Annotated in this window: 29 protein-coding genes; 17 read left to right on the top strand and 12 right to left on the bottom strand. The window is 63.7% G+C overall.

What is annotated here, in order from left to right:
- Positions 1 to 208 precede the first annotated feature (208 nt).
- Positions 209 to 352 carry a hypothetical protein gene (locus CK228_RS32510; RefSeq protein WP_095774938.1) on the top strand — a complete coding sequence of 48 codons (144 nt, stop codon included), beginning with the start codon at positions 209 to 211 and terminating at the stop codon, positions 350 to 352.
- Positions 353 to 376: 24 nt separating this feature from the next.
- Here the strand turns inward: CK228_RS32510 and CK228_RS32505 are convergent, their stop codons facing one another.
- The 3 genes from CK228_RS32505 to CK228_RS32495 all read right to left on the bottom strand — a co-directional run bounded on the left by CK228_RS32505 (position 377) and on the right by CK228_RS32495 (position 4807).
- Positions 377 to 2710 carry a cation:proton antiporter gene (locus tag CK228_RS32505; protein ID WP_245438164.1) on the bottom strand — a complete coding sequence of 778 codons (2334 nt, stop codon included), beginning with the start codon at positions 2708 to 2710 and terminating at the stop codon, positions 377 to 379.
- A gap of 98 nt (positions 2711 to 2808) precedes the next feature.
- The gene (locus tag CK228_RS32500) at positions 2809 to 3501 is read right to left on the bottom strand and encodes a DUF2270 domain-containing protein (RefSeq protein ID WP_095790478.1); all 693 of its coding nucleotides are present in this window, start codon (positions 3499 to 3501) and stop codon (positions 2809 to 2811) included.
- An 82-nt stretch (positions 3502 to 3583) separates the two neighbouring features.
- Positions 3584 to 4807 (bottom strand): MFS transporter, encoded by a 1224-nt coding sequence (locus tag CK228_RS32495; RefSeq protein ID WP_095790477.1) that lies wholly within the window; start codon positions 4805 to 4807, stop codon positions 3584 to 3586.
- 98 nt (positions 4808 to 4905) lie between these two features.
- On the opposite strand from CK228_RS32495, the gene CK228_RS32490 reads away from it, so the two are divergent.
- The 3 genes from CK228_RS32490 (at position 4906) to CK228_RS32480 (ending at position 9332) form a co-directional block, all read left to right on the top strand.
- A complete protein-coding gene (locus CK228_RS32490) occupies positions 4906 to 5814 on the top strand; it encodes a LysR family transcriptional regulator (protein ID WP_095790476.1) in 909 nt (302 codons plus the stop codon).
- A gap of 387 nt (positions 5815 to 6201) precedes the next feature.
- Positions 6202 to 8394, top strand: coding sequence for a hypothetical protein (locus CK228_RS32485; RefSeq protein ID WP_143750648.1), 2193 nt, complete (start codon positions 6202 to 6204; stop codon positions 8392 to 8394).
- 218 nt (positions 8395 to 8612) lie between these two features.
- The gene (locus tag CK228_RS32480) at positions 8613 to 9332 is read left to right on the top strand and encodes a gamma-glutamylcyclotransferase (RefSeq protein ID WP_095790486.1); all 720 of its coding nucleotides are present in this window, start codon (positions 8613 to 8615) and stop codon (positions 9330 to 9332) included.
- Here CK228_RS32480 and CK228_RS32475 read toward each other — a convergent pair.
- Entirely contained in the window at positions 9329 to 10192 is an 864-nt protein-coding gene (locus tag CK228_RS32475) for an NAD(P)H-binding protein (protein WP_179296115.1), read from the bottom strand. The two genes, CK228_RS32480 and CK228_RS32475, sit on opposite strands and share 4 nt — an antisense overlap.
- Before the next feature lie 84 nt (positions 10193 to 10276).
- Here CK228_RS32475 and CK228_RS32470 point away from each other — a divergent pair, with 84 nt between their 5' ends.
- The 7 genes from CK228_RS32470 to CK228_RS32440 all read left to right on the top strand — a co-directional run bounded on the left by CK228_RS32470 (position 10277) and on the right by CK228_RS32440 (position 14160).
- The gene (locus tag CK228_RS32470) at positions 10277 to 10600 is read left to right on the top strand and encodes a metalloregulator ArsR/SmtB family transcription factor (protein WP_095790473.1); all 324 of its coding nucleotides are present in this window, start codon (positions 10277 to 10279) and stop codon (positions 10598 to 10600) included.
- Positions 10597 to 11028 carry an SRPBCC domain-containing protein gene (locus CK228_RS32465; RefSeq protein WP_095790472.1) on the top strand — a complete coding sequence of 144 codons (432 nt, stop codon included), beginning with the start codon at positions 10597 to 10599 and terminating at the stop codon, positions 11026 to 11028. Before CK228_RS32470 ends, CK228_RS32465 begins: the two co-directional genes overlap by 4 nt.
- 133 nt (positions 11029 to 11161) lie before the next feature.
- A complete protein-coding gene (locus CK228_RS32460; protein WP_095790471.1) occupies positions 11162 to 11554 on the top strand; it encodes a VOC family protein in 393 nt (130 codons plus the stop codon).
- A gap of 35 nt (positions 11555 to 11589) precedes the next feature.
- Entirely contained in the window at positions 11590 to 11811 is a 222-nt protein-coding gene (locus CK228_RS32455) for a hypothetical protein (RefSeq protein WP_095774927.1), read from the top strand.
- 11 nt (positions 11812 to 11822) lie between these two features.
- The gene (locus CK228_RS32450; RefSeq protein WP_095790470.1) at positions 11823 to 12251 is read left to right on the top strand and encodes a DUF1801 domain-containing protein; all 429 of its coding nucleotides are present in this window, start codon (positions 11823 to 11825) and stop codon (positions 12249 to 12251) included.
- 33 nt (positions 12252 to 12284) lie between these two features.
- Positions 12285 to 12677, top strand: coding sequence for a DUF1801 domain-containing protein (locus tag CK228_RS32445; RefSeq protein WP_095774925.1), 393 nt, complete (start codon positions 12285 to 12287; stop codon positions 12675 to 12677).
- A 388-nt stretch (positions 12678 to 13065) separates the two neighbouring features.
- On the top strand, positions 13066 to 14160 hold the full coding sequence (locus tag CK228_RS32440; protein WP_095790469.1) for an acyltransferase family protein: 1095 nt from the start codon (positions 13066 to 13068) through the stop codon (positions 14158 to 14160).
- A gap of 17 nt (positions 14161 to 14177) precedes the next feature.
- On the opposite strand, the gene CK228_RS32435 is transcribed toward CK228_RS32440, so the two are convergent.
- From CK228_RS32435 to CK228_RS32415, 5 genes are all read right to left on the bottom strand, one after another.
- Complete coding sequence (locus CK228_RS32435; RefSeq protein ID WP_095790468.1) at positions 14178 to 16166, bottom strand: glycoside hydrolase family 127 protein; 1989 nt, start codon at positions 16164 to 16166, stop codon at positions 14178 to 14180.
- Positions 16167 to 16187: 21 nt separating this feature from the next.
- Positions 16188 to 17045: a carbohydrate ABC transporter permease gene (locus CK228_RS32430; RefSeq protein WP_095774922.1), complete on the bottom strand. Its 858-nt coding sequence runs from the start codon at positions 17043 to 17045 to the stop codon at positions 16188 to 16190.
- Complete coding sequence (locus CK228_RS32425) at positions 17045 to 17974, bottom strand: sugar ABC transporter permease (RefSeq protein WP_095790485.1); 930 nt, start codon at positions 17972 to 17974, stop codon at positions 17045 to 17047. Before CK228_RS32425 ends, CK228_RS32430 begins: the two co-directional genes overlap by 1 nt.
- Positions 17975 to 18091: 117 nt before the next feature.
- Positions 18092 to 19339, bottom strand: coding sequence for a sugar ABC transporter substrate-binding protein (locus CK228_RS32420; protein WP_095774920.1), 1248 nt, complete (start codon positions 19337 to 19339; stop codon positions 18092 to 18094).
- 64 nt (positions 19340 to 19403) lie between these two features.
- On the bottom strand, positions 19404 to 20447 hold the full coding sequence (locus tag CK228_RS32415) for a LacI family DNA-binding transcriptional regulator (RefSeq protein WP_095790467.1): 1044 nt from the start codon (positions 20445 to 20447) through the stop codon (positions 19404 to 19406).
- Positions 20448 to 21057: 610 nt separating this feature from the next.
- Between CK228_RS32415 and CK228_RS32405 the strand changes: the two genes are divergently transcribed.
- A complete protein-coding gene (locus CK228_RS32405; protein ID WP_095790466.1) occupies positions 21058 to 21282 on the top strand; it encodes a DUF6500 family protein in 225 nt (74 codons plus the stop codon).
- On the opposite strand, the gene CK228_RS32400 is transcribed toward CK228_RS32405, so the two are convergent.
- Both CK228_RS32400 and CK228_RS32395 read right to left on the bottom strand, forming a co-directional pair.
- Positions 21283 to 21549, bottom strand: a complete 267-nt coding sequence (locus tag CK228_RS32400; RefSeq protein ID WP_095790465.1) for a DUF1488 domain-containing protein — start codon at positions 21547 to 21549, stop codon at positions 21283 to 21285. It lies immediately after the preceding gene.
- Positions 21546 to 21800: a hypothetical protein gene (locus tag CK228_RS32395; RefSeq protein WP_095774916.1), complete on the bottom strand. Its 255-nt coding sequence runs from the start codon at positions 21798 to 21800 to the stop codon at positions 21546 to 21548. Before CK228_RS32395 ends, CK228_RS32400 begins: the two co-directional genes overlap by 4 nt.
- A 245-nt stretch (positions 21801 to 22045) precedes the next feature.
- Between CK228_RS32395 and CK228_RS32390 the strand changes: the two genes are divergently transcribed.
- The 5 genes from CK228_RS32390 (at position 22046) to CK228_RS32375 (ending at position 25625) form a co-directional block, all read left to right on the top strand.
- Positions 22046 to 22360 carry a co-chaperone GroES gene (locus CK228_RS32390; protein ID WP_095774915.1) on the top strand — a complete coding sequence of 105 codons (315 nt, stop codon included), beginning with the start codon at positions 22046 to 22048 and terminating at the stop codon, positions 22358 to 22360.
- A gap of 61 nt (positions 22361 to 22421) precedes the next feature.
- The gene (gene groL, locus CK228_RS32385) at positions 22422 to 24050 is read left to right on the top strand and encodes a chaperonin GroEL (RefSeq protein WP_095790464.1); all 1629 of its coding nucleotides are present in this window, start codon (positions 22422 to 22424) and stop codon (positions 24048 to 24050) included.
- 139 nt (positions 24051 to 24189) lie between these two features.
- On the top strand, positions 24190 to 24348 hold the full coding sequence (locus CK228_RS35545) for a hypothetical protein (RefSeq protein WP_179296114.1): 159 nt from the start codon (positions 24190 to 24192) through the stop codon (positions 24346 to 24348).
- Positions 24349 to 24642: 294 nt separating this feature from the next.
- Complete coding sequence (locus tag CK228_RS32380; protein ID WP_245438165.1) at positions 24643 to 24951, top strand: GYD domain-containing protein; 309 nt, start codon at positions 24643 to 24645, stop codon at positions 24949 to 24951.
- A 161-nt stretch (positions 24952 to 25112) separates the two neighbouring features.
- Entirely contained in the window at positions 25113 to 25625 is a 513-nt protein-coding gene (locus CK228_RS32375) for a GAF domain-containing protein (RefSeq protein ID WP_095790463.1), read from the top strand.
- Between the two features lie 27 nt (positions 25626 to 25652).
- Here CK228_RS32375 and CK228_RS32370 read toward each other — a convergent pair whose 3' ends face one another.
- Entirely contained in the window at positions 25653 to 26087 is a 435-nt protein-coding gene (locus CK228_RS32370; protein WP_095790462.1) for a group III truncated hemoglobin, read from the bottom strand.
- Positions 26088 to 26096 lie beyond the last annotated feature (9 nt).

Genomic DNA, 26096 nt, shown 5'->3' with positions numbered 1-26096 from the left:
GCTGGCGGTCTTACTCTCAGTCTTGGTCATGGTGGCGTTCCTTCTAGGGAATCGGTGACGTGAACAATCACCAGCCTGCCATGACCGCCCCTTCTCAGCGAATTTGCAGAACTCTCAGCACACTACCGCTAATGCATGCCGGCCGGAACCGCGCAGCGGTTTGGGATAACGACATGCGCAAAACTGTCTGGTTTGGCGCGGGGTAGCAATGACCAAGAATCTCGGCAACGCACGCTATGTGCCGCCCAAGGACACGAAAGTTTCCTTCTTCAGCAAGGCAGCGCCGGCGCTGTTCCCGCTCGTCGTGGCGGCGTTGGGCTACATGATCGGGCGACAGTTCTTCGGTCTGTAAGTTCCGATAGCTGCGCCGGAATGATCAGGCGTTGATTTCGGCCGCCGCCTCGTTGGCATTGGCGTCGGCCCGCTTGACGCGTTCGCTGGCCAGAAGCACGACCGGGCAGGCGACCGCGGCGAGCACCGCCGTCGCTGTGTCGCCGAAGAACAGCTCTTCGCCCGGCCGTTGGGTGACACCCATCACCACCATCGCGGCGCCTTTGGTCACCTCCCTGGCGATCGCCCTGTCCGCCGTGGCGCGGGTGCGGATCGCGGTGTCGACGGCGACGCCGTAGCGGTCAGCGAGATCGGCGACATCCTTGAGCACGGCTTCCTCCCGGCGGTGCGAGACCGTGCCCGGCCGGCTGCCCTGCCTGGCTTGCGAGACATAGAGCGCCTTGACGCGGGCGCGGTGCGGCCGCGCCAGCGCCAGCGCGAAATCGGCGGCGCGGCGCGCGACCTCGGTGCCGTTGACGGGGACCAGTATCGTCGTTCCGGCGCGCAGCACCGGCATCTTTCCATCGGCCTTGGCGCCGTTCAGCACGAGGCAGAGCGGGCCGTCGAAACCGCTGCTGACGTCCTTCAGCGCGCCGCTGAAGGTGCCTTTGTCGGTCAGCATGTTCTCCAGTCCGACCAGCAGAAGCCCATAACCCTTGCGGGCTTCGGCGGCGATTGTCTCGGCGCTGGCCTGAAGCTCGGTGCGGGCTGTGAGGTGGACCCTGTCGACAAGCGTGTCCTCGGCCTTGCTGACGGCCCTTGCGCTCCTGGCGGCGCCTTTCTTGACCTCCCTGGACGCCCGTTCCGGGCCTTTGTCGCCGACCTGACCGGCGAGCCTGCCATCCTGGAGATGAAGCAGAGTGGTCGGCATGCCGCTGCCGCCGCCGACCAGGCCTGCAAGGTAGGCGGTGAACTTGCCGACCGGGCTGTCGTCGACCAGCAGCAGCAGGCGCTCCAGCCTGGAAACGAAGCCGCGTTCGTCGAGCAGTTCGCGATCGACGCGCTGCTTCTCGGCATGTCCAACCGGCAGGCGGCCGAGCGCCCAGCGCAGCATGGGCGGCATGGCCAGCGTGGTGATGACGGCCATGGTGACGATCATCGTGAACAGATTGTGGGACAGGATGTTCATCGACAGGCCGATGCTGGCGACGATGACCTCGGTCGAGCCGCGGGCGTTCATGGCGCTGCCGACGGCGGTGGCTTCCTTCAGCGACATGCCGGCCAGCCGGCCGCCGAGGAAGGCGCCGCCGAACTTGCCGATGCTGGCGATGGCGACCAATGCCAGCGTCAGCAGCGCCAGCGTCGGGTCGGTAAGCACGGTGAGGTCGGCCGACAGGCCGGCCATCCCGAAGAACACCGGCATGAACAGCGCGGTGATGAGGCCGCGCAACTGGCTCTCAATGTGGTCGGACAGTATCGGCGATTCGCCGACCAGTATGCCGGCGACGAAGGCGCCGAGCACCGTGTGGACGCCGATCAGGTTGGTGATCAGCGCCATGACGCCCATGATGATGAGGATCACCGTGATGACGGCGTATTCGCTGCGGAAAGAGTCGTTGCTCCAGCGGATCAGCGTGAAGACAAGCCGGCGACCGATGGTGAAGGAAAACACCATGAACAGCGCCACCTCGGCCACCGTGGTGATGAGCGGCAAGACCTGAAGGCTGCCATTGGTGGCGATGCCGAAGGTCACCGCGATGACCAGCCAGCCGATCGTGTCCTCGATGATGGACGAGGAAATGATGACCTGGCCGAGATTGCGGCGCATGAAGTTCATCTCGCGCACCACCATGGCGACGATCTTGACCGAGGAGATCGACAGCGCCGTGCCGAGGAACAGCCCGGCGACGACGCGCTGCCGCGGGTCGGACAGCAGCGAGTCCGGCAGGAACTGTGCCAGCGCGAAGCCGAAGGCGAAAGGCACGACGACGCCGGTGATCGAGATCGAAAAACAGGCCGCCCCGACGCGGCGCACCAGGCGCAGATCCGTCTCCATGCCGGTCAGGAGCAGGAGAAGCAGGATGCCGAGCTGGGACACCGCATCGATCATGCCCTTCTGCGCCGGATCGCTGGAGAAGATCAGGTGCTGGGCGTCGGGCCATATCCATCCGAACAGCGAGGGCCCGAGCAGGATGCCGCCGATCAGCTGACCCATAATCGCCGGCTGGCCGTAACGCTGGAAGATTTCGCCGAGGCCGCGGCCGACCAGCAGGAGAAGCACGATCTCGGCGACGAACAGGCCCTCGGCCGAGCCGCCCATGCCCGACGCATGTCCGGGCGCCTGGGCGGCGAAGGCGCGGCTTGCCGGTGCCAGGGCAAGGGTGGCCAGCACGAGGGTGGCCGCGAGGCGGCCTGACGTCGTTGCCGGTTGCCGGTTCATGGGTTCCCTCAAACGTCGCGGCGGACTGACCATGACAACGCATGGCCGGCCTTTGCGTTGCAGCCGCCTGTTGCCGGAATTGGAAGTCGATCATCCGGTCAGACGTGGACATCGCCAAAGGCGAGTTCGCCGTCGTCGCCGGCCGCGAACACGACTATGGCAAGCAGCCCAATGTAGAACGCGGCCACGAACGCGACGATGGCGATGCCTGGTATGGGACCAAGGGCGGCGCTGTCGACCGCTTCGCGCAGCGAACCGCCAAAGCCGACCCTGGTGCCGACGGTTTGCAGGCTGGGTGTCGAGATCTTCAATACCCAGGCCAACAGCAGGATGAGGAAAAGGTAAATGTAGTTGCGGCGCAGGCGGCGCACCAGGGCGGCACGTTGCGACAGCAGGAATTTCGGCGCGCGCAGGCCTTCGCCGACGATGAGCAGCCAATCCGAGGCGAAATCAGGCTGCGGCGAGAAGATCTGCGCGAAATAGTGACGCTCGAACTGGCGCACGCGGGCGCGGTAGAAGTCGAAGAAGCGGTAGCGGCGCGCCTCGATCCACAAAAGCAGCAGGATCAGCAGCATGGCGAACAACAGCACGCCATGATGCGCGCTGGCCGTCGACAGCGAAACCGAGAGCATCGCCGCCACCACGGTGATCGCCCAGTTCGTGGTCCTGTCGAGCCGATCGCGCCAGCCCGCCATGCGCGCGATCTCGGCGCGATGGAAATGCGACAGCGTGTTCACGCGCTCCGTCGATGAAAGGACGGGACCCGCGGGCGTCGCCGACGCATCGTTCATGGCATCCTCCGGCAAGGACTAAAACAGTTTGCCGGCAACATAGTTCCCTTGGGCTACTCGGCGTGATTGTAAGAACGCCCGGTCATTCCGGCTCGCCGATCCAGTCGACCACCAGGGCGGTGGCGCCAAAGACTGCGCCGATGGCGCACACGCAGGTCCACCCGCCCCAAGTCCAGGCAGCGCCGGCCAGCAATGAGCCGATGGCGCCGCCGATGAAGAAGATGCCGACGAACAGGCCGTTGAGCCGGCCGCGGGCCTCGGGCTGAAGCAGATTGACGGCACGGCGGCCGAGCGTCTGGTCGCCGGTGACGCCGATGTCGAGCAGCACGGCACTGACGCCCATCAGCACCAGCGATTGCCATGACGCACCGGGCTGAGAGGCGCCGGCCCAGGCGGCGAGCGCCATAGCGCCGATCAGCACGAGGTGACAGGCGATGGTGGCGGATCGCGTCCAGCCATGGTCGCCGGCGCGGCCGAACAGCGGCGTGACCACGGCGCCGCCGGCGCCGACCAGCGCGAAGAGCGCAATGCCGCGCTGGCCAAGGCCGAAAGGCGGCTGTGCGAGACGCAAGGCGACCGCCGTCCAGAACAGGCTGAACGCCGCCATCACCAGCGCCGCGGTGAGCGCACGCCGCCGCAGCACCGGCTCGTCGCGCAGCAGGCCGAACAGCGAGGCAATCAGCGCGCCGTAGGACGACTTTGCTTCCGGGCGCCGCTGCGGCAAGGTGAAGGCGAGCACGCCGGCGAGCAGGACGAGCGCGGTAGCACTGAGGCCGTAGAAGGCGCGCCAGCCCCAGGCGTCTGCGACGAGGCTGGCCAGCGGCCGCGCCAGCAGGATGCCGATCATCAGTCCGCTCATGACATCGCCGATGACGCGGCCGGCCTTGCCGGGCGGCGCCATCGAGGCTGCGATCGGCACCAGGATCTGGATCGCCGAGCAGGCGGCACCGAGGACGAACAGGACGACCAGCAGCGAGGCGATGGTGGGTGCGAAGACGGCGACGCCGGCCGCGAGGGCCGCCGTCAGGAGCATGCGCAAGATCAAGGCGCGGTTCTCGGCGAGATCGGCCATCGGCACCAGGAAGAACAGGCCGGCGGCATAGCCGAGCAGCGTGGCCATGGCGACGAGGCCGACGCTGGCGGCGCTGGCGCCGAGCGACGGGCCGATCAGCCCGACCAGCGTCTGCGGCGCGAACAGATTGGTGACGATGATGCCGGTGGAGGCGGCGAAGAGCAGCGTCTGCGGGCCGGTGATGGTGCTGGCGGGCAGCCGCCCGCACAGCTGGCCGTCCTTGGTGTCGAGCATGAGGTCCTCAATAAACTTGCATATTGTTTGAGGACTTTATGCCGAAGCATTATCATGCTACAATTCAATCAATTCGATAATGATTATGCGAGATGTGCATGAACATCCATGACCTCGAAGCCTTCATCGCCGTGGTGGAAACCGGCTCGATCGTCGGCGCCTCCGCCAGGCTGAACCTCACCCAGCCGGGCGTCACGCGCCGCATCCAGAATCTGGAGGATGGTCTGGCGACAGCACTTCTCGACCGCCAGTCGAAGCCGCTGAAGCCGACGGCTACCGGGCGCGAGGCCTATGAGCATGGAAGGCGGGTGCTGCGCTCGCTGGACGATCTCAGGGCGGGCGTGTCGCCGCAAGGCGAGGTCAAGGGCGAGTTCCGCCTGGGCGTCATGCCCTATCTCTCCGACGCGGCACTAGCGCTGCCGCTCGACACGCTGCGCGCCGCCTTTCCGCAGCTGACGCTGCGCATCACCTCGGGCTGGTCGCCAAGGCTGGTGGAGCAGGTGGCGCGCAGCGAACTCGACGCCGTGGCGGTGTGCCTGGCCGAAGGCCTGGCGCCGCCGGACGAGCTGGTCTGCGACGATCTCGGCGCGCAGTCGGTGCTGCTGGTCGCGTCCCCCGGTCTTGGCGTGCCGAAGCCGGCGAAGCTCGCCGACCTGTCGCGCTTTGCCTGGGTGATGAACGAAAACGGCTGCGGGTTTCGCGCCTTCATCCGCCAAAGTTTCGAGGCGGCAAGGCTGCCGTTCCAGGTCGGGGTGGAGGCGCTCAGCGTCGACCTCAGAATGTCGCTGGTGGCGCGCGGCCATGGCATCGGCATCGTCACGCCCGGCGCCTTCGCCGACAGCCGCTGGCGCGACGCCGTCGAGGTCATCGACTGCCCCGACTTCAAGCCGCAAGTGCGCGCCTGGCTGCTGCACCGCCCGCCCGCCGGACGGCTCAGCCGCCCGATCGCGCTGTTTCGAGATGCGCTGATCGACGGGCTGAAGGTGCCGATGCCGCTGGTGTCATGAGTTGGTGGTGAATTTGCGCGGCCTGCTGGCGAAGTGGCCGAGCCCTGCGGCTGCGACGTCTACCATTTAGTCTAGGGTGCGAGTTCAACGAACGGTGGGCGTCTCGCCGGCCGCCTAGCGGCACAACAAACTGAGTGCGGCGCCGGGGCGGTAAGAGGGTCCTTTCAAGCGTTTGGGTCAGGCGGCTCAGATTTTGAGTCGGCGGTCTGCCAATTCCGCCACCCCGCGCAGGGTGCGCTCATACCGGCTGCTACCCACTACGCAACGAACAAAGCGCTCAAGGAGGGCGGCGGTAGCAAACCAAGTAGTTGTGAGTTTTTCAAAAGCTCGCTACGCCGATTGAATGGCTCCTCCATCCATGGAAGCGGACAACAGCGCGTTATCAAGATGACAAGAAATGCATTCGCAACAGAAGAGCAGCTGCAAAAACTGATGGTTCGCGCCATAGCGAAGGACGAACTATCTAACTTCGTATTGGACACAGCGCAGATCAAAAGCCTCGCCAATCACGATTCGGATACGATGTTCCCGCAGTTTGCGATCGATCATCTTGTGCGGCTCGCGTCGATCCAGGCCGGTGCAAAAGTGCTGCAATCCTTGCAAATGCTGGTGCTGCTGACGGGCGACAAAAACGTGTCGGCTACGGCTGGAGAAGTGCTGCGGCCTGACATCGTTTGCATAAATCCCGAAAGACAGAGCGTTGTGCTTTTTGAGCTTAAAAAGACGGCTCAGACGGGGCGGCAGGCATTGACCGAGCTGCTTGCATACGAGCAGGAGATAAAGAACCTGCTGCCCTTGGTCTGCGACTACGATTTTAGCTTTGTTCTCGTCTCACCGGAATGGTCTCCATTGATAGACCATGCGGTCTCAGGGGCTATCGCGTGGTCTGGTCGGAACATACTTTGCCTGACGCCTTCGATAGTGAAAAAGAAGCTTTGCCTCGAAACGCGCATCCCAAGTGCGTGGAAGATCACCGGGTCTGTGTACTTCCCCGAGGACGCGATTCCGAGCGTTACAGTCTGCCTATATAGGAAGGATGCGTATAGCGCTGAGAGAAGAGCGGCAGACACTTCGGTTGAGAATGAGACTGATGAACTTGATCTGCGCATTTGGACAGCGCTTGAAGTTATAGCCCGAGAAGGTGATCGCAGCGGAGGGCATGGATTTGCCCTCCTTTGGAAAGACGGCGGCGGATTCGGCTTGACGGACTACAATATCACGGTGTGCGGACTGGCGCCGTTCGCCTTCTATGACGCTAGTCGCAAGAGTGGGGTCATAGGAGAAAAAGACGGTTGGCTGGTTGAGAAACTGGATGAGTATGGTCGAGACTACGATCCAGCCGGGCACTCGGATGCACTGATTACGACTGCGACGGCAGCCTATCCGTTGCTGAAGGAAGTGAGCGATCCAAAGGTGGAAGGCTTCAGCACTTGGGAAGCCGATCGCCACGTTTTACGCCGTCGGTCTGAGCCGCTCCTTTGTGAGTTCTGGGGAGTGCTCGGAGACTACGCCCGATCCTATGTGATGAATCCTGCGGTGAGAAAACATAGGCGCAACACTCTGCGAAATGGTCTTGGCGACTGGCGCGATCCTAGCGTGGGCTTGCCTTTGATCCAAAGCTTCACCCGGCCCGAGATTTTCTTTGAGGGCGAGGTCAGGTGCTCCGATGCATTCCGGCTCGGACTACTGATAGGCTTCGATCGTATGTTGCGCCTCAACATCCGCGACCATGACCATCCGGGCCTGCGGATACGATTCAAATGGAACCGTATCGAACTGATGACAGCCATAGACGAAATGCGGCTGCTAGCCGATGCGGCCGAAAACGTCTCGCCACCCGACGAACCGTTCCGTTTCTACGACGATCCCCTCCACGATGACGACGATGACAATGAGCGTTTGCTCCGATGGCTCGTCAAAGAATTCTTTGGCGGCTCGTCCAACCACCATTTGTTTTTTGATATTGGACTGAATGGCTGCCTGGTTTTTGACGAGCGAAAGCAAGGTCTCTCGGGCGAGCCCATTCCACCTGATTGGGTGGAGAAGATCGCAGACCATTTGAGAGAAGCAACGGCCAGAGTTTTGTATGTGTATCGTCAGATCGAACGAGAGGGCGGCCTGTGGGGCGCGCTTCCTGGGCGGTATGATTTGCTGCGCCGGATGCTCGGATTGCGCAAGAACTATGCGATGAACAAGGTCGCCGATATCTCGGCTCCAACGCTGTTATCGGCATGGGATGTCTGTCTGGAAGCGTCCGACTTGGTACTCGATACGGCATATCACCGCCATGCAGATATTGCGCTTACTGCGGTGGACTGGGTTTGGCTCCAACAGGGCATTGCCGAGATGCGAGAGCGCGGCGAAGCAGACGCAGGCGTCATCTTGCTTCCAAACGGCCAGCTGGTAACAGGCCGCGTGTTGCCAATTGGCGTGAACCTAAATCTGAAAATTGACTCGCCAGAGGAACAAGTGCCTTTCCTCGATCGATCGCACGGATTCGGGCTGATGAGAATCGTGACGTGGGCTGACCTTAAATCAGGAGAGGCATTTAAGCCCTCCAGCAAACCGGACGCGAAGTAAGCTATCGGCCCGTCCTGCTTGCCTTCTTCTTCAGACGACGGCCAAGTTTGGCCTTGCGCAAGTTGACGCTGCCGCAAGGCTGGTGAGGAGTGGCGCAAACGTCTGCATAAAAATACTGTGCGAACTTCAACCTGAAGCGATTGCCTGTGTTCATCCGGCTCGCCCTTGAGAATCGTTCTGCCTTCAGCAACATTGTGGCGATGGGCCATGGCACGAACATGAAAAAGCCAATTCCCGCCCCACCACCGCGCAAGGCGCCGATGGCGCTGACCGAGGCGCTGGTGGCGCGGACCATGCGCGTGGTCGCGGATGCCGGGCCGACGCCGGGCATGGTCTATATGACGGACGCCGACTATGTGCGGTTTCGCGACGAGATCCTGGCCTCGGCGCCACCCGGGCCGCTGAAGCTGTTCGCCTATGGCTCGCTGCTGTGGAAGCCGGCCGGCGAGGTCAGGGGTGGCGAGCGCGCGGTGGCGCGGGGCTGGCACCGGTCGTTCTGCTTCACGGTGCAGCGCTTTCGCGGCACACTCGAACAGCCCGGCCTGATGATGGCGCTCGACCGCGGCGGCCAGTGCCAAGGCATGGTGTTCGAAATCGCCGAGCCGGTCGCCGAAAATCTGGAAGCGCTGCTGCGCCGCGAGATGACCATCCTGCCCGCCGTCAACGTGCCGCGCTGGCTGCAGGTCAGCTCCGAGGGCAGGGCGAGCCGGGCGCTCGGCTTCGTCGTCGATCCCGCCAATCCGCGCTATGCCGGCAAGCTCGACAAGCCCGCGGTCGCGGCGACGCTGGCCAGGGCCGTCGGCCACTGGGGCTCGGGCGCGCAGTATCTGTTCGAGACGATCCGCCACCTCGACGCCTGCGGTATACGCGACCGCAATCTGTGGCAGTTGCAGGAACTGGTGGCGCAGGAGATCGGCCGCGCCCATGGCGCCATCTAGCCTTCCGCCGGCATTGCGGACATTGCGCGAGCCAGGAAATCTCGAAAGCTCTCCGGCTGCCTATCCGTGAGTATGGCGAAGTCTCGGGAGACCCCGCCATAGCGGCCCTCGGCGATCGAGGCGCACAGCGTCGTGAAGGCCCGCGGCCAGGGTTCGTCGAGGCGCGCCGACGCCGAGGCCAGATATTCGCTGAGGGAGCAGGGGTGATAGCGCAGGGGCCGTGCTGTCGCCTCGCCATAGCAGGCGGCGATTTCGTTGAAGCCCAGCGCCCGGCCTCCGGTGATCGTGTAGACCGCGCGGGATGTGTGAGCCCCAGTCGCCACCGCGGCGACGGCTGCTGCAACATTATCGCGCGAGACCGGCGCAACCAGGCCCTGTCCGGCAGGCAGCACCAATTGTCCCGAGGCGGGCGCAAGCCATGTGTCGAGGATGAAATCACTGTAGAGGCCGCAGCGCAGGATGGTCGAGGGCACGCCGCTGGCGGCCAGCCGGCGCTCGGCGTCGCGATAGGCGGGCGCGTAGTAGAAGGGCGAGTTCTCGCCGATATCGACGATACTGGTGAAGGTGATGTGGCGCACACCCGCCGCCGTCGCGGCCGCGATGGCGTTGGCGTGATGGCGCGTGACCGCATCCACAGCGCCATCACTTGAAATCAGGACCAGCCTGTCGACGCCGGTGAAGGCTGCTTTGAGCGTCGAGGCATCCTCGTAGTCACCGACGCGTAGTGCTGTTTCCCGGGGCAGGCGCCCTTGCCCCGCCTCGCGCTTGCGGACCAGCGCGGCGACCTCATGGCCTGATGACACCAAGCTCGAGACGACGGCGCGCCCGACATGGCCGGTGGCTCCGGTGACCAGGATCATTCCTGCCGCTCCAATCTTGCTCTTGACGAACATATATCCCTGTGGTTATACGTCAACCAATAGCCAACGGGTTATCGATCTGACATGCCTGAAACCCATGACATGCTCTTCAGGACGCTCGCCGACCCGACCAGGCGGGCGATCTTCGAACGGCTGTGCCGCCAGGGCGAGCAGACGGTGGGGGCGCTGACGAGCCAGTCCGGCGTGTCGCAGCCGGCGGTGTCGAAGCATCTGGGCGTGCTCAAGCAGGCCGGTCTGGTGCGCGACCGCCATGAAGGCCGCCAGACGCATTACAGCGCGCAGCTTGGCGCGCTGGCGCCGCTGATGGACTGGACACGCCAGATGGCCGGGTTTTGGGAGAGCCGGTTCGATGATCTCGAGGATTTGCTCAAAAGGATGGATCAGTGAACGATAGTGCCACTGAAAACCGCACTGTCGTCGTCGAGCGGCAGATTTCCCATCCGCCGGAAAAACTCTGGCGCGCGCTGACACAACCGCATCTGATCGAGGAGTGGCTGATGAAGAACGATTTCAAGCCTGATGTCGGCCACCGCTTCAACATCAGCGCCGATTGGGGCGGCGTGCTCGATTGTGAGGTGCTGGCCGTCGAGCCGAACAGGACGCTGTCCTACACCTGGAACCTCGCGCACCAGGATCCGGCGTTCGATCTCAGGAGCGTGGTGACCTTCACGCTCACCCCGACGCCAACCGGAACGCATCTGCGGATGGAGCAATCCGGCTTCCGGCCGGAGCAGCGGCGCGCCTATGGCGGCGCCAAGATGGGCTGGCCGCAATTCTTCGAGAAGCTGGAGCAGCTTCTCGACCGGACAGATTAGACCCGTTGTTTTGACGCAATTCCGGACGGAAAACCGTTTCACACTTTTCCTGGAATTGCTCCGCCGGCCGATCGAACCCAACCCCTGACTTCACCGGGCGGCACACCGCCAGCAAAACCCATGGAGAAAGACGATGAAGATCAAACTGACCAGCATCTATGTCGACGACCAGGAAAAGGCGCTTGCCTTCTACACCGGCGTGCTCGGCCTGACCAAGAAGGCCGATTTCAGCAATGGGCCGTTCCGTTGGCTGACGGTCGCCTCGCCGGACGAGCCCGAGGGCACCGAGCTGCAGCTGGCCCTCAACGACCAGCCGGCCGCCAAAACCTATCAGCAGGCGATGTTCGAGCAGGGCCAGCCGGCGGTGATGTTCTTCACCGACGACATCAAGGGCGATCATGAGCGCATAAAGGCGCGCGGCGGCACATTCGCCACGGCGCCGACCGAGGTGACCGGCTCGACCATCGCCAAGCTCAATGACGGCTGCGGCAATCTCATCCAGATCACTCAGCTGGCGCGCTGGTAGCGCGCCTGGTTCCACACGTTTCACAGGAGGTCATTTTGGACTGGAGCACATGGATCAGGCAGGCGCATCGCTGGCTGTCGATCATCTTCACGGCGACCGTCGTCGCCAATTTCGTCACCATGGCGTTTGGACAGCCGCCGGCCTGGGTGGTTTATTCGCCACTGCCGCCGCTCTTCCTTATGCTGTTCAGCGGCCTCTATATGTTCGTGCTGCCCTATGTCGCGAAAGGACGCAGCGCACAGCGGGCCAACGGATAGGAGGAAGGCGCATGGTCAAGTCGACCCCGGCCAAGGCTGAGCCGAAGCTGCTTTCCGGCGACAATCCGCAGATCGCCAAGGGTTATGGCGACGCTCCGGTGCAGGCCTATATCGCGGCGATGCCGGGCTGGAAGCGCGAGATGGGCAGGCGGCTCGACGCGCTCATCGGGCGCACCGTGCCCGGCGTGCACAAGGCGGTGAAATGGAACTCGCCTTTCTACGGCATCGAGGGCGAAGGCTGGTTCCTCAGCTTCCATTGCTTCACCAGATACATCAAGGTGACCTTCTTTCGCGGCATGTCGCTGGATCCGGTGCCGCCGGGCGAATCCAAAAGTCGGGACACGCGCTACCTCGACATCCATGAGGACGACGCGTTTGACGAGGCGCAATTCAGCGCCTGGGTGAAGCAGGCCAGCCAATTGCCTGGCGAGCGCATGTGAGCGCATTATTGTCCAAGTCTCGAGGAGAACAGCATGACCGGATCGCAGGAGCGCAAATCCGCCTCCGAACTGATCGACGGCAGGATCACGGAACTCGGCGACTGGCGCGGCGACATGCTTGGCCGGCTGCGCGCGCTTATCCATCAAGCCGATCCCGATGTCGTCGAGACCTGGAAGTGGCGCGGGGTTCCGGTGTGGGAGCATGACGGCATGATCTGCACCGGCGAGACCTACAAGAGCATCGTCAAGCTGACCTTCGCCAAGGGCGCGGCGCTGCCCGACCCCACGCGGCTGTTCAACTCCAGCCTCGAAGGCAACACGCGGCGGGCGATCGATTTTCAGAAGGGTGAGGAAGTCGACGAAGAGGCGCTGAAGGCGCTGGTGCGGGCCGCCGTGGCGCTGAATACTTCCAAGGCTCGAAAGTAACTGCGTCATGGGCCGTTATCCAACGGTCGACGTCAGCGCTGCCCCTCACTGTCCTGCCGGACATCTCTCCCCGTAAACGGGGCGAGAGGGCCTGGCCGCAACGCCGGCGCATTTTCTGCAACGCTGGCGATTGGCGAAATAGCCGACAACAGCGTCCCTCGCCCCGTTTACGGGGAGAGGATGCCGGCAGGCAGGTGAGGGGCAGCGCCGACGGTGGAAGTTGTGGCGATTTCGACGCCCACGCGACCATGGGATCTGCCGGAAGGCAGCTGTTGATATCGCCTCGCACCCCCAAAACCAGCCGTGTTTACGATCTGGGAAGCCTGATGGTGCTAGATGTCGCCGGATGATGGCTGGCCGCCTCGGCCGGCCCCCGGATGGATTTGCCATGAACAGCCCGATGCGCATGCCGTGGGTGGACACGGCCAAAGGCCTCTCGATCATCCTCGTGGTCATGATGTACGCGGCCTACAATACGGGCGAGTACACGGGCGGCGTCGGCTTCCTGCACTATGTCATCGGCTTCGCGACGCCGTTCCGCATGCCGGAATTCTTCCTGATCTCCGGCCTGTTCCTGTCGCAGGTGATCGACCGGCCGTGGCGGCGCTACATCGACCGGCGCGTCGTCCACTATCTCTATTTCTACGTGCTGTGGGCGATCATCTCGATCGGGCTCAAGATCGGCATCTTCAGCCGGGATCCCGGCGGCATGCTGCACGATCTGGCAATGGCCGTCGTCCAGCCCTATGGCGTGCTGTGGTTCATCTACATGCTGGCGGTGTTCGGCCTTGCCGCCAAGCTCTTGCGGCAGTTCCGCGTGCCGGCCTGGGTCGTCATCCCCATCGCTGCCGCACTGCAGATGTGGGCGCCGCGTCCCGACAGCTATGCGGTCGAACAGTTCGCGGCCTATTTCGTGTTCTTTCATGTCGGCTTCGTCATGGCGCCGCTGGTGTTCCGCCTCGTCGAATGGACGCAGCCCCGCCCGATGCTTGCCGCTGCCGGCCTGCTCGTGTGGGCGATCGTGAATGGATTGCTCGTCTATTCGCCTGGATATGCCATGCATCCCGTCGGTATGCAGATGGGGCTGGCGGCATGGCCGCCGCTGCATCTCACCCTGGCCGTCGCTGGCGCGGTGGCGCTCTGCGTGCTTGGCGGCTTGCTGTCGACATTCGCCTCGATGGAATGGCTGCGCTGGCTCGGCGAACATTCGCTGGTCGTCTATGTCGCTTTCACCATCCCGATGTCGCTCTTCCGTGGCGCCGCACTGGCAAGCGGCCTGCTGACCGATACCGGCGTGCTTAGCCTGGCGGTGCTGCTGGTCTCGATCATCAGCCCCGTCGTGCTCTACCTCATCATCCAGCGGGTCGGCTTCGGCATGTTCCTGTTCGAACGGCCGGCCTGGGCGCATATCGACAACAGCGCCCCGCAAGCGGCACCGAGCGCGGCGCTGCCGGCGGCCGCCGCCCAATCAAGCCGGACATAGTCGAGCAGCAGGAAGCCTCAGCCATCCCGCAGCCACACCAGCATCTCGCCCGGTTCACGGTTGTCCCAGGCGTAATAGGGGATGGCGGTCAGGCGCGTCTCGACGCTGGCCGGCGGCTCACGTCGGTAGAGCCCATCCTGCCAGCCGTCGCCGGCGTCGGCGCGTGCCGCAGCTGAAAGCGTCACCACGCCGCCCAGCAGTCCGGGCGCCTCATGTGCCTCTATGCGTGCCGTGCGCGGCAAGGTCAGGCGATGCAGCCGGCTGTCATTGTCCGATGCCTCGACGCAGTAGATCAGCGGCCCGCGCGACAGCGCGACGCGGCCGGCATCCTGCCTGACCTCAGGATTGGCGTAGAGCCGCTCGATCGGCATTTCGAGATCGAGCCGGACGCGGTCGCCCTTCTGCCAGCTGCGCCGGATCGCGGCATAACCGTCGCTGGTCATGTCTTCGAGGTCGACCGCCTCGCCATTGATCTCAAGCGTCGCGCTGCTGCTCCAGCCAGGGATGCGCAGGTGCAGCGTGAACTCCACCGGCGCTTGCGGATCGACCGTGATCTCCACGGTGCCGTCCCAGGGATAGCGGCTTGCCTGCGTGAGCTGCACCGGCGTGCCCGCGATGTCGAAGCGGGCGGTGGAATCGCCGTAGAGGTGCACGGCCAGCGCATCGTCCGCCAGGCTGTAGAAATAGCTGCCGATCGAGGCGACCATGCGCCCGACATTGGGCGGGCAGCAGGGGCAGCGGTGCCATTTCCATCGGTTGTGCCGGCCCCGGCTTTCCAGCGGGTTCTCGTAGAAGAACAGCGCGCCGTCGAGCGACAGGCCGGAGATCGAGCCATTGTAGAGCGCGCGCTCCATCATGTCGGCGTAGCGGGCGTTCGGCCCCATGCCGAGCATGCGGCTTGCCCAGAACACCAGGCCGACGGCGGCGCAGGTCTCGGCATAGGCGCTCTCATTGGGCAGGTCGTAGTCGCTGGTGAAGCCCTCATTGTGCGCCGACGGGCCGAGCCCGCCGGTGATGTAGAGGTTTTTCGTGGTAAGGTCGTCCCACAGCCGGTCAAGGGCCACGCGCAGGCTATCGTCGCCATATTCGGTGGCGATGTCGGCCATGCCCGAATAGAGGTACATGGCACGCACCGCGTGGCCGACGACCTTGTCCTGCTCGCGCACCGGCCGGTGCGACTGGCTGTATTCGTAGGTCTTGAAATGATAGGCCCTGGGGTCGGCGCCGCGGGCGCGCGCCTCCTCGTCGAAATAATGCGGCTGCTGGCCGCGCTGGTCGATGAAGTACTTCGCCAGATCCATGTATTTCTGTTCGCCCGTCACCCGCGCCAGCTTGACCAGCGCCAGCTCGATCTCCTCATGGCCGCAATAGCCCTTCTTCTTGCCGGGCTCTGGTCCCAGCACCGAGGCGATGTGGTCGGCGTAGCGGCACATAATATCGACCAGCTTGCGCTTGCCCGTCGCCTGGTAGTAGGCGACCGCGCCCTCGATCAGGTGGCCGGCGCAATAGAGTTCGTGGCAGTCGCGCAGGTTCGTCCAGCGCTTGCCGGGCTGGATGCGCTGGTACCAGCTGGAGAGATAGCCGTCCTCCTGCTGCAATTTGCCGTACATGTCGATGACGGCGTCGATCTTCTTCTCCAGCCCGGGGTTCTTGCGCCGGTAGAGCGAATAGGCCGCGGTCTCGATCGTCTTGCCGAGATCGGAATCCCAGAACATCTGCGTCGTCACCGTCGAGCCGGTGAATTCGGCGCCCTGGCGGTCCGCTTCATCGGGCGAGGGCGAGTGGAAGGGAATGACGATGCCGGGCGAGGGGCGGTCCGGATCGATCTGCTCCAGCATGCGCGCCTCGACGCAGCGCTCGTAGAGGATGTCGGCGGTGCGGGTCGCCACCGCATCGGCCCGGTCGCCCCAGAAGCCGTGCACATCGACCTGCGGCACCGGCAGCGGCCGAAAGGCGAGTTTCGGCTTTCGCTTCGGGGCGGGGCGGGGGGATGGCGATTCGGTCATGAACTCACTCCATTCAGTCTGTTATTTGACGGCCCCGGCCATCAGGCCGCGGATGTAGAAGCGCTGCAAAGCGAGGAACAGGATGAGACACGGCACCATCATCACGGTGACGCCCGCCTGCACGGCGCCCCAGTCGATGGCGCCGAAGCGGCCCGACTGCAGTGCCGTCATCATCACCGGCAGCGTGAATTTGGACTGGTCGGTCATCAGCACCAGGGCGGCGAGGAATTCGTTCCAGGCGCCGAGGAAGGCGAACAGCGCGATGGTGACGACGCCCGGCCAGACCAGCGGCAGCATCACCTTCAAAAGCATGGTGGCGTTGCCGGCGCCGTCCATGCGCGCCGCCTCCTCGATCTCGCGCGGCACCGCGTCGAAGGCGTTGCGCATCATGAAGATCGAGAACGGCAATTGCAGCGTCACATAGACGCCGACCAGGCCGGTCAGCGTGTTGTGCAGGCCAAGCTTGGTCAGCACCAGGAAGATCGGCGTCAGGATCGACTGGAACGGGATCATGATCGTCGACAGGATGAGGACGAAGAACAGGTCCTTGAACGGAAAGCGGAAGCGCGAAAAGCCGTAGCCGGCCAGCACGCTGACGATGACCGACAGCAAGACGGTCATCACCGAGACATAGATGCTGTTCTGCGCCGAGACCCAGAGCCCGTCGCCGAAGGAGTTCAGCGTGGCATAGTTTTCCAGCGAAAAGCCCGTGGTCGGCCAGGGCGGCAGCGGCGGCAGGCGCGCTTCGGCCGCCGGCTTGAAGGCCGACAGCGCCGTCCACACGATGGGCGCGACGAACAGCACCGAGGCGATGATGCCGGTGGAGTGCCTGGCGAGGCGGGCGGCAAACTTGCCTCTGGCTGATATCGCCTGCGCCATCAGTCGAGCCCCTCGGGCTTGCGCAACAGCCACAGCTGGATGAGGCTGAGCGCCACCAGGATGACCAGCAGCACCATGGAGAGTGCCGCGCCATAGCCGAGCTTGAACGACACGAAGGACTGGTTGAAGATCCAGTAGACCGCCGTCAGCGTCTGGTTGCGCGGCCCGCCGCGCAGGATGATGTAGAACTGGTCGAAGGCAAGGATCGAGCCCGCGACCGACAGGATCAGCGCCAGCGCCAGCGTGCGGCGCATCAGCGGCAAGGTGATCGCCCGGAACCGCGCGAACGGTCCGGCGCCGTCGATGACGGCGGCCTCCTGCAGATCCTGCGGGATCGATTGCAGGCCGGTCATCAGGATGATCATGGTGAAGCCGGCGACCTTCCACACCACCATGGCGATGATCGACCAGAAGGCCGGCTGGAAGGTGGCGAGCAGGTTGAACTTCCTGTCGATCAGGCCGAGGTCGTAGGCGGCCGGGCTGAACAGGCCGGAATCGACGTTGAGCAGCCATGACCAGAGCAGGCTCGCCGAGGCGAAACCAACCACGGCCGGCATGAAGAAGAAAGTGCGGTAGAGGTTGGTCAGCGGCCGCGGTTTCTCGATGAAGATCGCCAAGGGAAAGGCGACGGCGAAGATCGCGATTGTGACGACCACCGTGTAGTAGCCGGTGAATTTGAGTGCGTTCCAGAACCTGGTGTCGCGCAGGATCGCCCCGTAATTGTCGAGGCCGACGAAGGCGTGCTCGCCCATCAGCGGCCAGTTGTGCAGCGACATCCACGCCGTCATGCCGAGCGGGATGACGAAGAACACCATGACCAGCGCGACCGCCGGCGCGACATAGATGAGGCCGATCCATTGCCGGCGCCCGGCGCCGACGAGTTTTCGGGCGCGGGGCGGGGCGGTGGTGCTTGCGGTGATGGTGGTCATGCTTTGCCTGTTCTTGCGTCGCATCCAGTTGGCCGCCCTACCTCTCCACAAGAGGGAGGGTAAGGAGCACGCCGACCGCCCGCCCAGGGAGACAGGCGGGCGGCCGGCAGGCGGCCGCTACTTCTGCGGCGCCTGGTCGATGATCGACTGCATGGTCTCCTGCGCGTTGGCGATGGCGCCATCGACATCGTCGCCGAAGAAGACCTCGTTGATCATCTGCGTCCACGGGCCGTTGGCGGAGTTGATCAGATCGTTGAACACCACCGAATAGGGCGTCTTGCCCTTGGCCATGGCCTCGGCGGCGACCTGGTAGCGCGGATCGAGATCCTTCAGCGCATCCTTGGCGATGTCGCCGCGTACCGGCAGGCTGCCATATTTGGCGAGGATGGTCTGGCCTTCCAGCGAATAGGCGAAATCCAGGAACTCCTTCACCACGGCGAGCTTCTTGGTGCCCTTGGTGACGACGAAATTGTCGCCGCCGGCAAAGGACGACCAGCCGCCATCCTTTCCCGGCAGGAAGGTGACGCCGTAATCGACATTGGGATACTGGGTGTTGAGCGCGCCGATGGCGAAGGCGCCGGAGGGCGAGATGCCGATATTGCCCGCGGCGAAGGCGGCGAAGAAGTTGGCGCCGGTGTCGGTCTGCGCGCCTGCCGGCACCAGGTCCTTCTTGACCATCGAGCGGTAGAGATCGATGGCGCCGCGCAATTGCGGGCTGTCCAGCGTCGCCTTGGAGCCGTCTTCGCTGAGGATGTCGCCGCCCGAGGCCCAGATCAGTGGCGTGAAGGTGAAGATGTTGCAGCCGCCGCAATTGCCGGAGAAGTAGAAGCCCTTGATGTTGCCGCCAAGCGCGTTGACCTTCTCGGCGTCGGCGGCGATTTCGGCCCAGTTGGCGGGGCCTTTTTCAGGGTCGAGGCCGGCCTGCTTGAACAGCTTCTTGTTCCAGATCAGCACCGAGGCGTCGGCCGAGAAAGGCAGGCCGTAAATGTGGTCCTTGTAGGTGCCGGTCTTGACGTGCGCGGGCGACAGGCTGGCGAAATAGGGCAGGGACTTGGCCCAGTCGGTGATGTCCTCCAACTGCCCGGCGGCGGCGAATGAAGGGGTGTAGATCAGGTCGAGCGACAGCGCGTCGGGCGCTGTCCCGCCGGCGGCGGCGGCGCCATATTTCGGGATGATCTCGGCATTGGGGATGATGTCGAGCTTGATCTGGTCCTTATGCGCCTTGTTGTAGGCATCGACGATGCGCGGCATGAAATTCGAGCCGTCGGCGCGCACCCAGATGTTGGCGGTGTCGGCGGCGGCAGCGCCGAGACCACCGCCCAGTACGGCAGCGGCCAGGGCCAGTTTGGCAATCACGTTCCTCATATTCTCCTCCTCCAAGGGTTGGCCGCGGTGCGCGGCTTGGCGCCGGTCACGCGGCGCTGCGTTTTCAGCCGTCCGGTGGGCGGCCACAGGACTGACGCACCACCAGCCGGCACGGCAGTTTTCGAATGCCCGGCGCGGCGGGCTGACCGCCGACCAGGGAAAGCAGGGTCAGTCCGGCCTCGCGCCCGAGGGCGACCAGGTTCATGTCGACCGAGGTCAGCGGCGGACGCGTCGCTTCGGCGACGATCTCCCAATTGTCGAAACCGATGACGCCGACATCGCCTGGAACGTCGAGGCCGCGCTCGCGCAAGGCATCGATGACACCGCGCGCGATCTGGTCGTTGCCGCAAAAGACGGCGTCAGGCCGTTCGCTCTTGCCGTCGAACAATTGCGCCACCGCTTCATGCCCCCAGGCTTCCGACCAGGCGCCGAGCAGCGGCGCGGTGACCGGCAGCCCGTTTTCGGCGAGCACGTCGCGATAGGCCTGGGCGCGGGCGTGCACCACGGCAAAGCTCGCCGGCCCGCTGACATGGGCGATGCGCCTGCGGCCAAGCCGGCAGAAATGTTCGACCGCCAGCCGCGCGCCGTCGGCATCGTCCGAGACGAAGGCGACGGCGTCGGGATCGGGCTGGGTGAAGGCATAGATCACCGGGATGCGCAGATTGGCGAGATCGACGGGCAGATGGCGGTCGATGCGCTTGCCGGTGGCGATGATGCCGTCGACGCGCTTGTCGAGCATGGCCTCGACATGCAACTGGCCCAGCCGCGGATCCTCCTCGACATTGCACAGGAACACCGAGACGCCATTGTCGACCAGCGCGTCCGAAATGCCCGACATCAGCGGCAGCGAGAAGCGGCCATAAGTATCGTTGGTGAGCAGGCCGACGGTGAAGGAGCGGCGCCTGAGCAGGCTCTGCGCCAGGCTGTTGGGCCGGAAGCCCAGGCTGCGCGCCGTCTCGCGGATGCGCTCGCGCGTCTCGGCGGTCATCCGCCCCTGGTCATTGAGCGCCTTCGAGGCCGTGGCGACGCTGACGCCGGCCCGCGCCGCCACGTCACGCAAGGTGACGGGCTTGGGGAAAACCGGAACAGGCTGATCGTCCGATGCCATCGAGAATCCTGAGTTGGGAAAAGGTTTTCTCTTACAGGCCGGAGCATGGCCCGGCCAATGGCCGAGCCCGATCAGAACTGTTTGGAAAAACCTTTTCTCAAATCGAGGCTAAGCCAGATCGGGGGATCGTTCAAGGGGAAAGTTGACGTCCGTGATCGCTTCGCCGCAAGGGTCTGCCGAAGAGCGACGCCAGGCGACATTTTCCAAAGTACCGACAGAACGGCCGTTGGGCCTTAACGTTTCCGCAAGCATTTCCCCGTTAGTTCGGTTGCCATGGCCTCGTGGCGGAGCGGCTACGCTGGAGACGGCAAATCTCTGAAGCCTCGGTTCGATCCCGAGGCGAGGCCTCCAAAAATCCTACAGCCGAGAATCTGTGCCCGACCTTCTGGCGCACTGCGCATGGATCTGCCGCAGATCTGGGCCATCGTCGATGTCTTGACTGGCCGGCCAGGCGTGATCAGGCAAGAGATGATGGTCGGCATGAGCCCGCGCGAGGCCGAGGACATGGTCGTGCAGATGAATGTCGGCGACATCAGGAGAGGGCGGAGCGCAAGGGTTGAACGTTCCGGGGTGGGCCAAGGCCCGCAACACCAAAACAAGAAGGATTCCCGTGAGAGCGAGCCTGAGGCAAAAGATACTGGAGGTCTGCGACCGCAAGATTTCCGAGAAAGGGCCCGCCGTCGGCCTGTCGTTCTACGCGTTTTTCGCCAACAGGAATGACGACCCCGAACTGCTGATGGAAGCAGCGGAATGGTGGATCAGGACCCACCGCCTCGACCATTTCGAAAAAGCCGCGAAGATACGGACGATGATCGAGGACATGGACCTCGGCTGATCAGCCGAAGTCGTCGGATGTCAGCACATACATGCTCTTGCGCGTACGGCCGTAGGCCTTCGACGCAACATCGCGGATGACGCTGCTCTCGGTGTCGAACGTTGCGAGGTAGCCCGCTTCATCGGCGCTGGTTTGCGGCTGGATCTTGCTCATCGCATCGACGGCCACCGAGAAGGAAATCTGGAACATGCCGTCATGGCCGACGAAGCGGATGCGCTTGCCGGCTTCGTCATAGCTGCGGCTGCGGTTGGGGAAGGTCAGGCTCATGTTTTTGCCTCCGTTGCGGCGGCCTTCTTGGTCGCCCGCTTCTTCTTCGGCGTCGGGTTCAGGGCTTCGGCGACGCGATCCGCCTCTTCCTTGGCCAGGCGCAATGTCCTGAGCTTTGCGGTCTTGATCTCCCTGGCCCGCGCCTCGGACATGTACTCGGCGGTTGCCTTGTTGCGCTCCGCCGTCTTCTTCTGCTTGTCGACGAAGCGGGCTTCAGCTTTTTCCATGATCGTCTGATTGCCGTCGGCCATCGCATAAATCTCCTTGGGGCTGGAATCGAGAAAATGAACTTGTCCGATAAATAGGCATCCAACCGGCAAAATTCAATTTTTTGAATTATTTGACCGCCTCCGGATATCACGAAACGGCAGGCCGAAATAATACTTTTCAATATTTAATCGCCCTGCGAATAATTTTTGGCACTCCTATCTATCGAGTGCCAAAGCGCCTATAGGAAGGGCGCGGTCGCCTAAGCCGGCCCCAGAAAGAAGTTTTCATGAAGTTTCGGCCACTCCACGACCGCGTCGTTATCCGGCGCGCCGAAGGCGATACCAAATCCAAGGGCGGCATCATCATTCCCGACAATGCCAAGGAAAAGCCGCAGGAAGGCGAAATCATCGCCGTCGGCCCCGGCGCACGCGACGAAAACGGCGCGCTTGTGCCGCTTGACGTCAAGGCCGGCGATCTGATCCTGTTCGGCAAATGGTCGGGCACCGAGGTCAAGATCGACGGCGAGGACCTTCTGATCATGAAGGAAGCCGACATTATGGGCGTCATCGAGAAGAGCGTCGAAGCCAAGAAGGCCGCCTGACTGGAGCGCCGCGCCTTCCGCGCGGGGTTCGTCCACTCCAAATTCGAACGGGATTGAAAAAATGTCTGCCAAGGAAATCAAATTCGCCACCGACGCGCGTGACCGCATGCTGCGCGGCGTCGAGATCCTCACCAATGCGGTGAAGGTCACGCTCGGCCCCAAGGGCCGCAACGTCATCATCGACAAGGCCTATGGCGCGCCGCGCATCACCAAGGACGGCGTCACCGTCGCCAAGGAAATCGAGCTTGCCGACAAGTTCGAGAACATGGGCGCGCAGATGGTGCGGGAAGTGGCCTCGAAGACCAACGACCTCGCCGGTGACGGCACCACCACCGCCACCTTGCTCGCCGCCTCGATCCTGCGCGAAGGCGCCAAGCTGGTTGCCGCCGGCATGAACCCGATGGACTTGAAGCGCGGCATAGACCAGGCGGTCGCCGCCGTTGTCGTCGAGATCAAGGCCAGGGCCAAGAAGGTCAAGTCGTCGGCCGAGATCGCGCAGGTCGGCACCATCGCCGCCAATGGCGATGCAACCGTCGGCGAGATGATCGCCAAGGCGATGGACAAGGTCGGCAATGACGGCGTCATCACCGTCGAGGAAGCCAAGACCGCCGAAACCGAACTCGATGTCGTCGAGGGCATGCAGTTCGACCGCGGCTATCTCAGCCCGTATTTCGTCACCAATGCCGACAAGATGCGTGTCGAGCTGGAAGAGCCCTATGTGCTGATCCACGAGAAGAAGCTCGGCAATCTGCAGGCGATGCTGCCGATCCTCGAAGCGGTGGTGCAGAGCGGCAGGCCGCTGCTGATCATCTCCGAGGACGTCGAGGGCGAGGCGCTGGCCACGCTGGTCGTCAACAAATTGCGCGGCGGCCTCAAGGTCGCGGCCGTCAAGGCCCCGGGCTTCGGCGATCGCCGCAAGGCGATGCTGGAAGACATTGCGGTGCTGACCGCAGGCCAGATGATTTCCGAGGATCTCGGCATCAAGCTCGACAACGTCACCATCGAGATGCTCGGCCGCGCCAAGCGCGTGCTGATCGACAAGGACACCACCACGATTGTCGACGGCGCCGGCACCAAGGCGACCATCCAGGCGCGCGTCGCCCAGATCAAGGGCCAGATCGAGGAGACGACCTCCGACTACGACAAGGAAAAGCTGCAGGAGCGGCTGGCCAAGCTGTCGGGCGGCGTTGCCGTCATCCGCGTCGGCGGCGTCACCGAGTCGGAAGTCAAGGAAAAGAAGGACCGCATCGACGACGCGCTGAACGCGACGCGCGCGGCGGTCGAGGAAGGCATCGTGCCCGGCGGCGGCGTCGCCCTGCTGCGTGCAAGGTCGGCACTATCGGGCCTCAACGGCGCCAATGCCGATGTCACCGCCGGCATCTCGATCGTGCTGCGGGCGCTTGAAGCGCCGATTCGCCAGATCGCCGAGAATTCCGGCGTCGAGGGCTCCATCGTCGTCGGCAAGCTCGCCGACAGCAAGGATCACAATCAGGGCTTTGACGCCCAGAACGAGACCTATGTCGACATGATCAAGGCCGGCATCGTCGACCCAGCGAAAGTGGTGCGCACCGCGCTGCAGGACGCCGGCTCGATCGCAGCGCTTCTGATCACCGCCGAAGCGATGATCACCGACATCCCGGCCAAGGATGCGGCACCGGCGGGTGGCGGCGGCGGCATGGGCGGCTACTAAGGATGCAACCGAACTGGAGGGTGGTTCATAGAAGTCACCTTTCAGCCTGACCTGAATCCGAGCCGGCTTCAGGAGCCGGATCTTGCCGCCGGGGGATTTTCTCCCGGCGCGCAGGGCTTCTAGCCCAGGAGATCGATCCATGATCGTGTTCGTGCGGAAGCCGCAGACGGTCGTCACGACCGAAACCACCGAGGACAACCGCTTCGACCGCATCCGCAGGATTGCCGCCGACAAGCACAAGAAATCGGATTCCGACACGGCCGCACCACAAAAGGGCGAGCCCAAGCGCCCGATGTAAAGCCGCGCCCGACGCTACTGGCCGTTCAATCTCAGCACCACATCGCGCGTCAATGGCGCGAGCTCGATGCCGTTGGCCGAGCGTGGCCCAGCCAGGCACCTTCCTGTCGGCGCTATCGGCGTGTTCGGTATTGTCATTATATTAGCTTGAGCGCATATTTGCCCGGCAGCGTGCCCTTGGCCGCCAACGCGTCCCAGTGCGCGCCTGCGATTGTTCCGAAAAATAAATCACTCCGTGCCGCTCGAATTGTGGGGCAGCACGAGACAATGACATTTGGAGGAAATACCCATGAAAGTGACTATCTTGGCAAACTATGCGCCTCATGCCGCCAAAGGGTTGATGGAAGGCTCGGACAGGCAGGCCGCGGTCAAGGCGCTTTTTGAAAGCGTTGGCGGCAAGGTGAGCAGCGTGATGTTCACGCGCGGCATCTATGACGTCGTTGTCAATGGCGAGGTGCCGGACCAGTCAGCGGGGATTGGCATGTCCCTTGCGGTGCGAGCGAGCGGCTCGCTGACCGAGATGGTTGTACTGGAAGAACTCGACATGAAGGCGGTGCTCGCGGCCGCCAAGAAGGCTGCCGGCGCGTACAAACCCGCCGGCTGATGGACTTGCCTTCTTGATCACGGCAGCACGGTTCGATGCCGTGCTGCCGAGTGTCGGACAGGGCATCTTCTTGCGACTTTCGCAGCGACTTGAATTCAAGCTAGTATCGTCGCGTGGTCGTTTGGTGCAGAGAGCTCGCGGAACCGCAGCCGCGATTCTGAATTTGGAGACAAGCCACGTTCGCCGCCAAGGCCATCGACACCTCGGACAAGGCCGCTTTCTATCGCGACCTCGCCGCCCAGTTGAAAGCGCTGCTCGACGGCGAGAGCGACTCGATCGCCAATGCCGCCAACACCGCGGCGCTGATCTTCCAGATGGTGCCGGACCTCAACTGGGCCGGCTTCTATTTCCTGGCCTCGGACGAGGAGCTGGTGCTGGGACCCTTCCAGGGCAAGCCGGCCTGCGTGCGCATCGCGGTCGGCAAGGGCGTGTGCGGTACGGCGGTCCAACTCGGCACCTCGATGCTGATCAAGGACGTGCATGATTTCCCCGGCCATATCGCCTGCGACGCCGATTCGCGCTCGGAACTGGTGGTGCTGCTCGAGGACGATGAAGGCGTGTTCGGCGTGCTCGATCTCGACAGCCCGCTGCCCGGCCGCTTCGACAAGGAAGACCAGGCCGGCATCGAGACGCTCGCGGCGATCTATGCGGCCGCGAGTTCGTTCGAGGACTGAGCGCCCGTTCTGTTCCGGACCGGCTGTCTAGGCGCGATCGCCCAGGCGGAAGAACATCGCCAGCTTCAGGCTCGTCCCGATCCGTTCGGCCCGGTCGACGAACACCGCGGCGATTTCCGGGCCAAAGAGTTCGGCGGCCGTCCGGCTGAACATGGCCAGCCAGATATCGAAATCGGCCTCGGTCACGTCCCCGAGCTTCAGGTGCGCCGGCACCGGGCGGCCATGATAGTCACCCGTCTTGAGGATGACCGAGCACCAGAAGTCGGTCATCTTCTCGAGATGCGGTTCCCAGTCGCCGGGAATCTCGCGCGCGAAGATCGGTCCGAGACGTTCGTTCTTGCGCAGTCGCGCATAGAATTCGCGAACGAGCCGGCCGATCGCAGCCCGATCGACGCCTGCATGATGCAACGGCTTCTCCGGGGCCGGACGCGCATGATCCGCCAGCGACGATTTCAATGTCATTGCAGAAGC

This window comes from Mesorhizobium sp. WSM4312 (assembly GCF_002294875.1).
GTDB lineage: Bacteria > Pseudomonadota > Alphaproteobacteria > Rhizobiales > Rhizobiaceae > Mesorhizobium.
The sequence above is the reverse complement of the archived record's forward strand: the minus strand, read 5'-3'. Positions and strand labels throughout refer to the sequence as shown.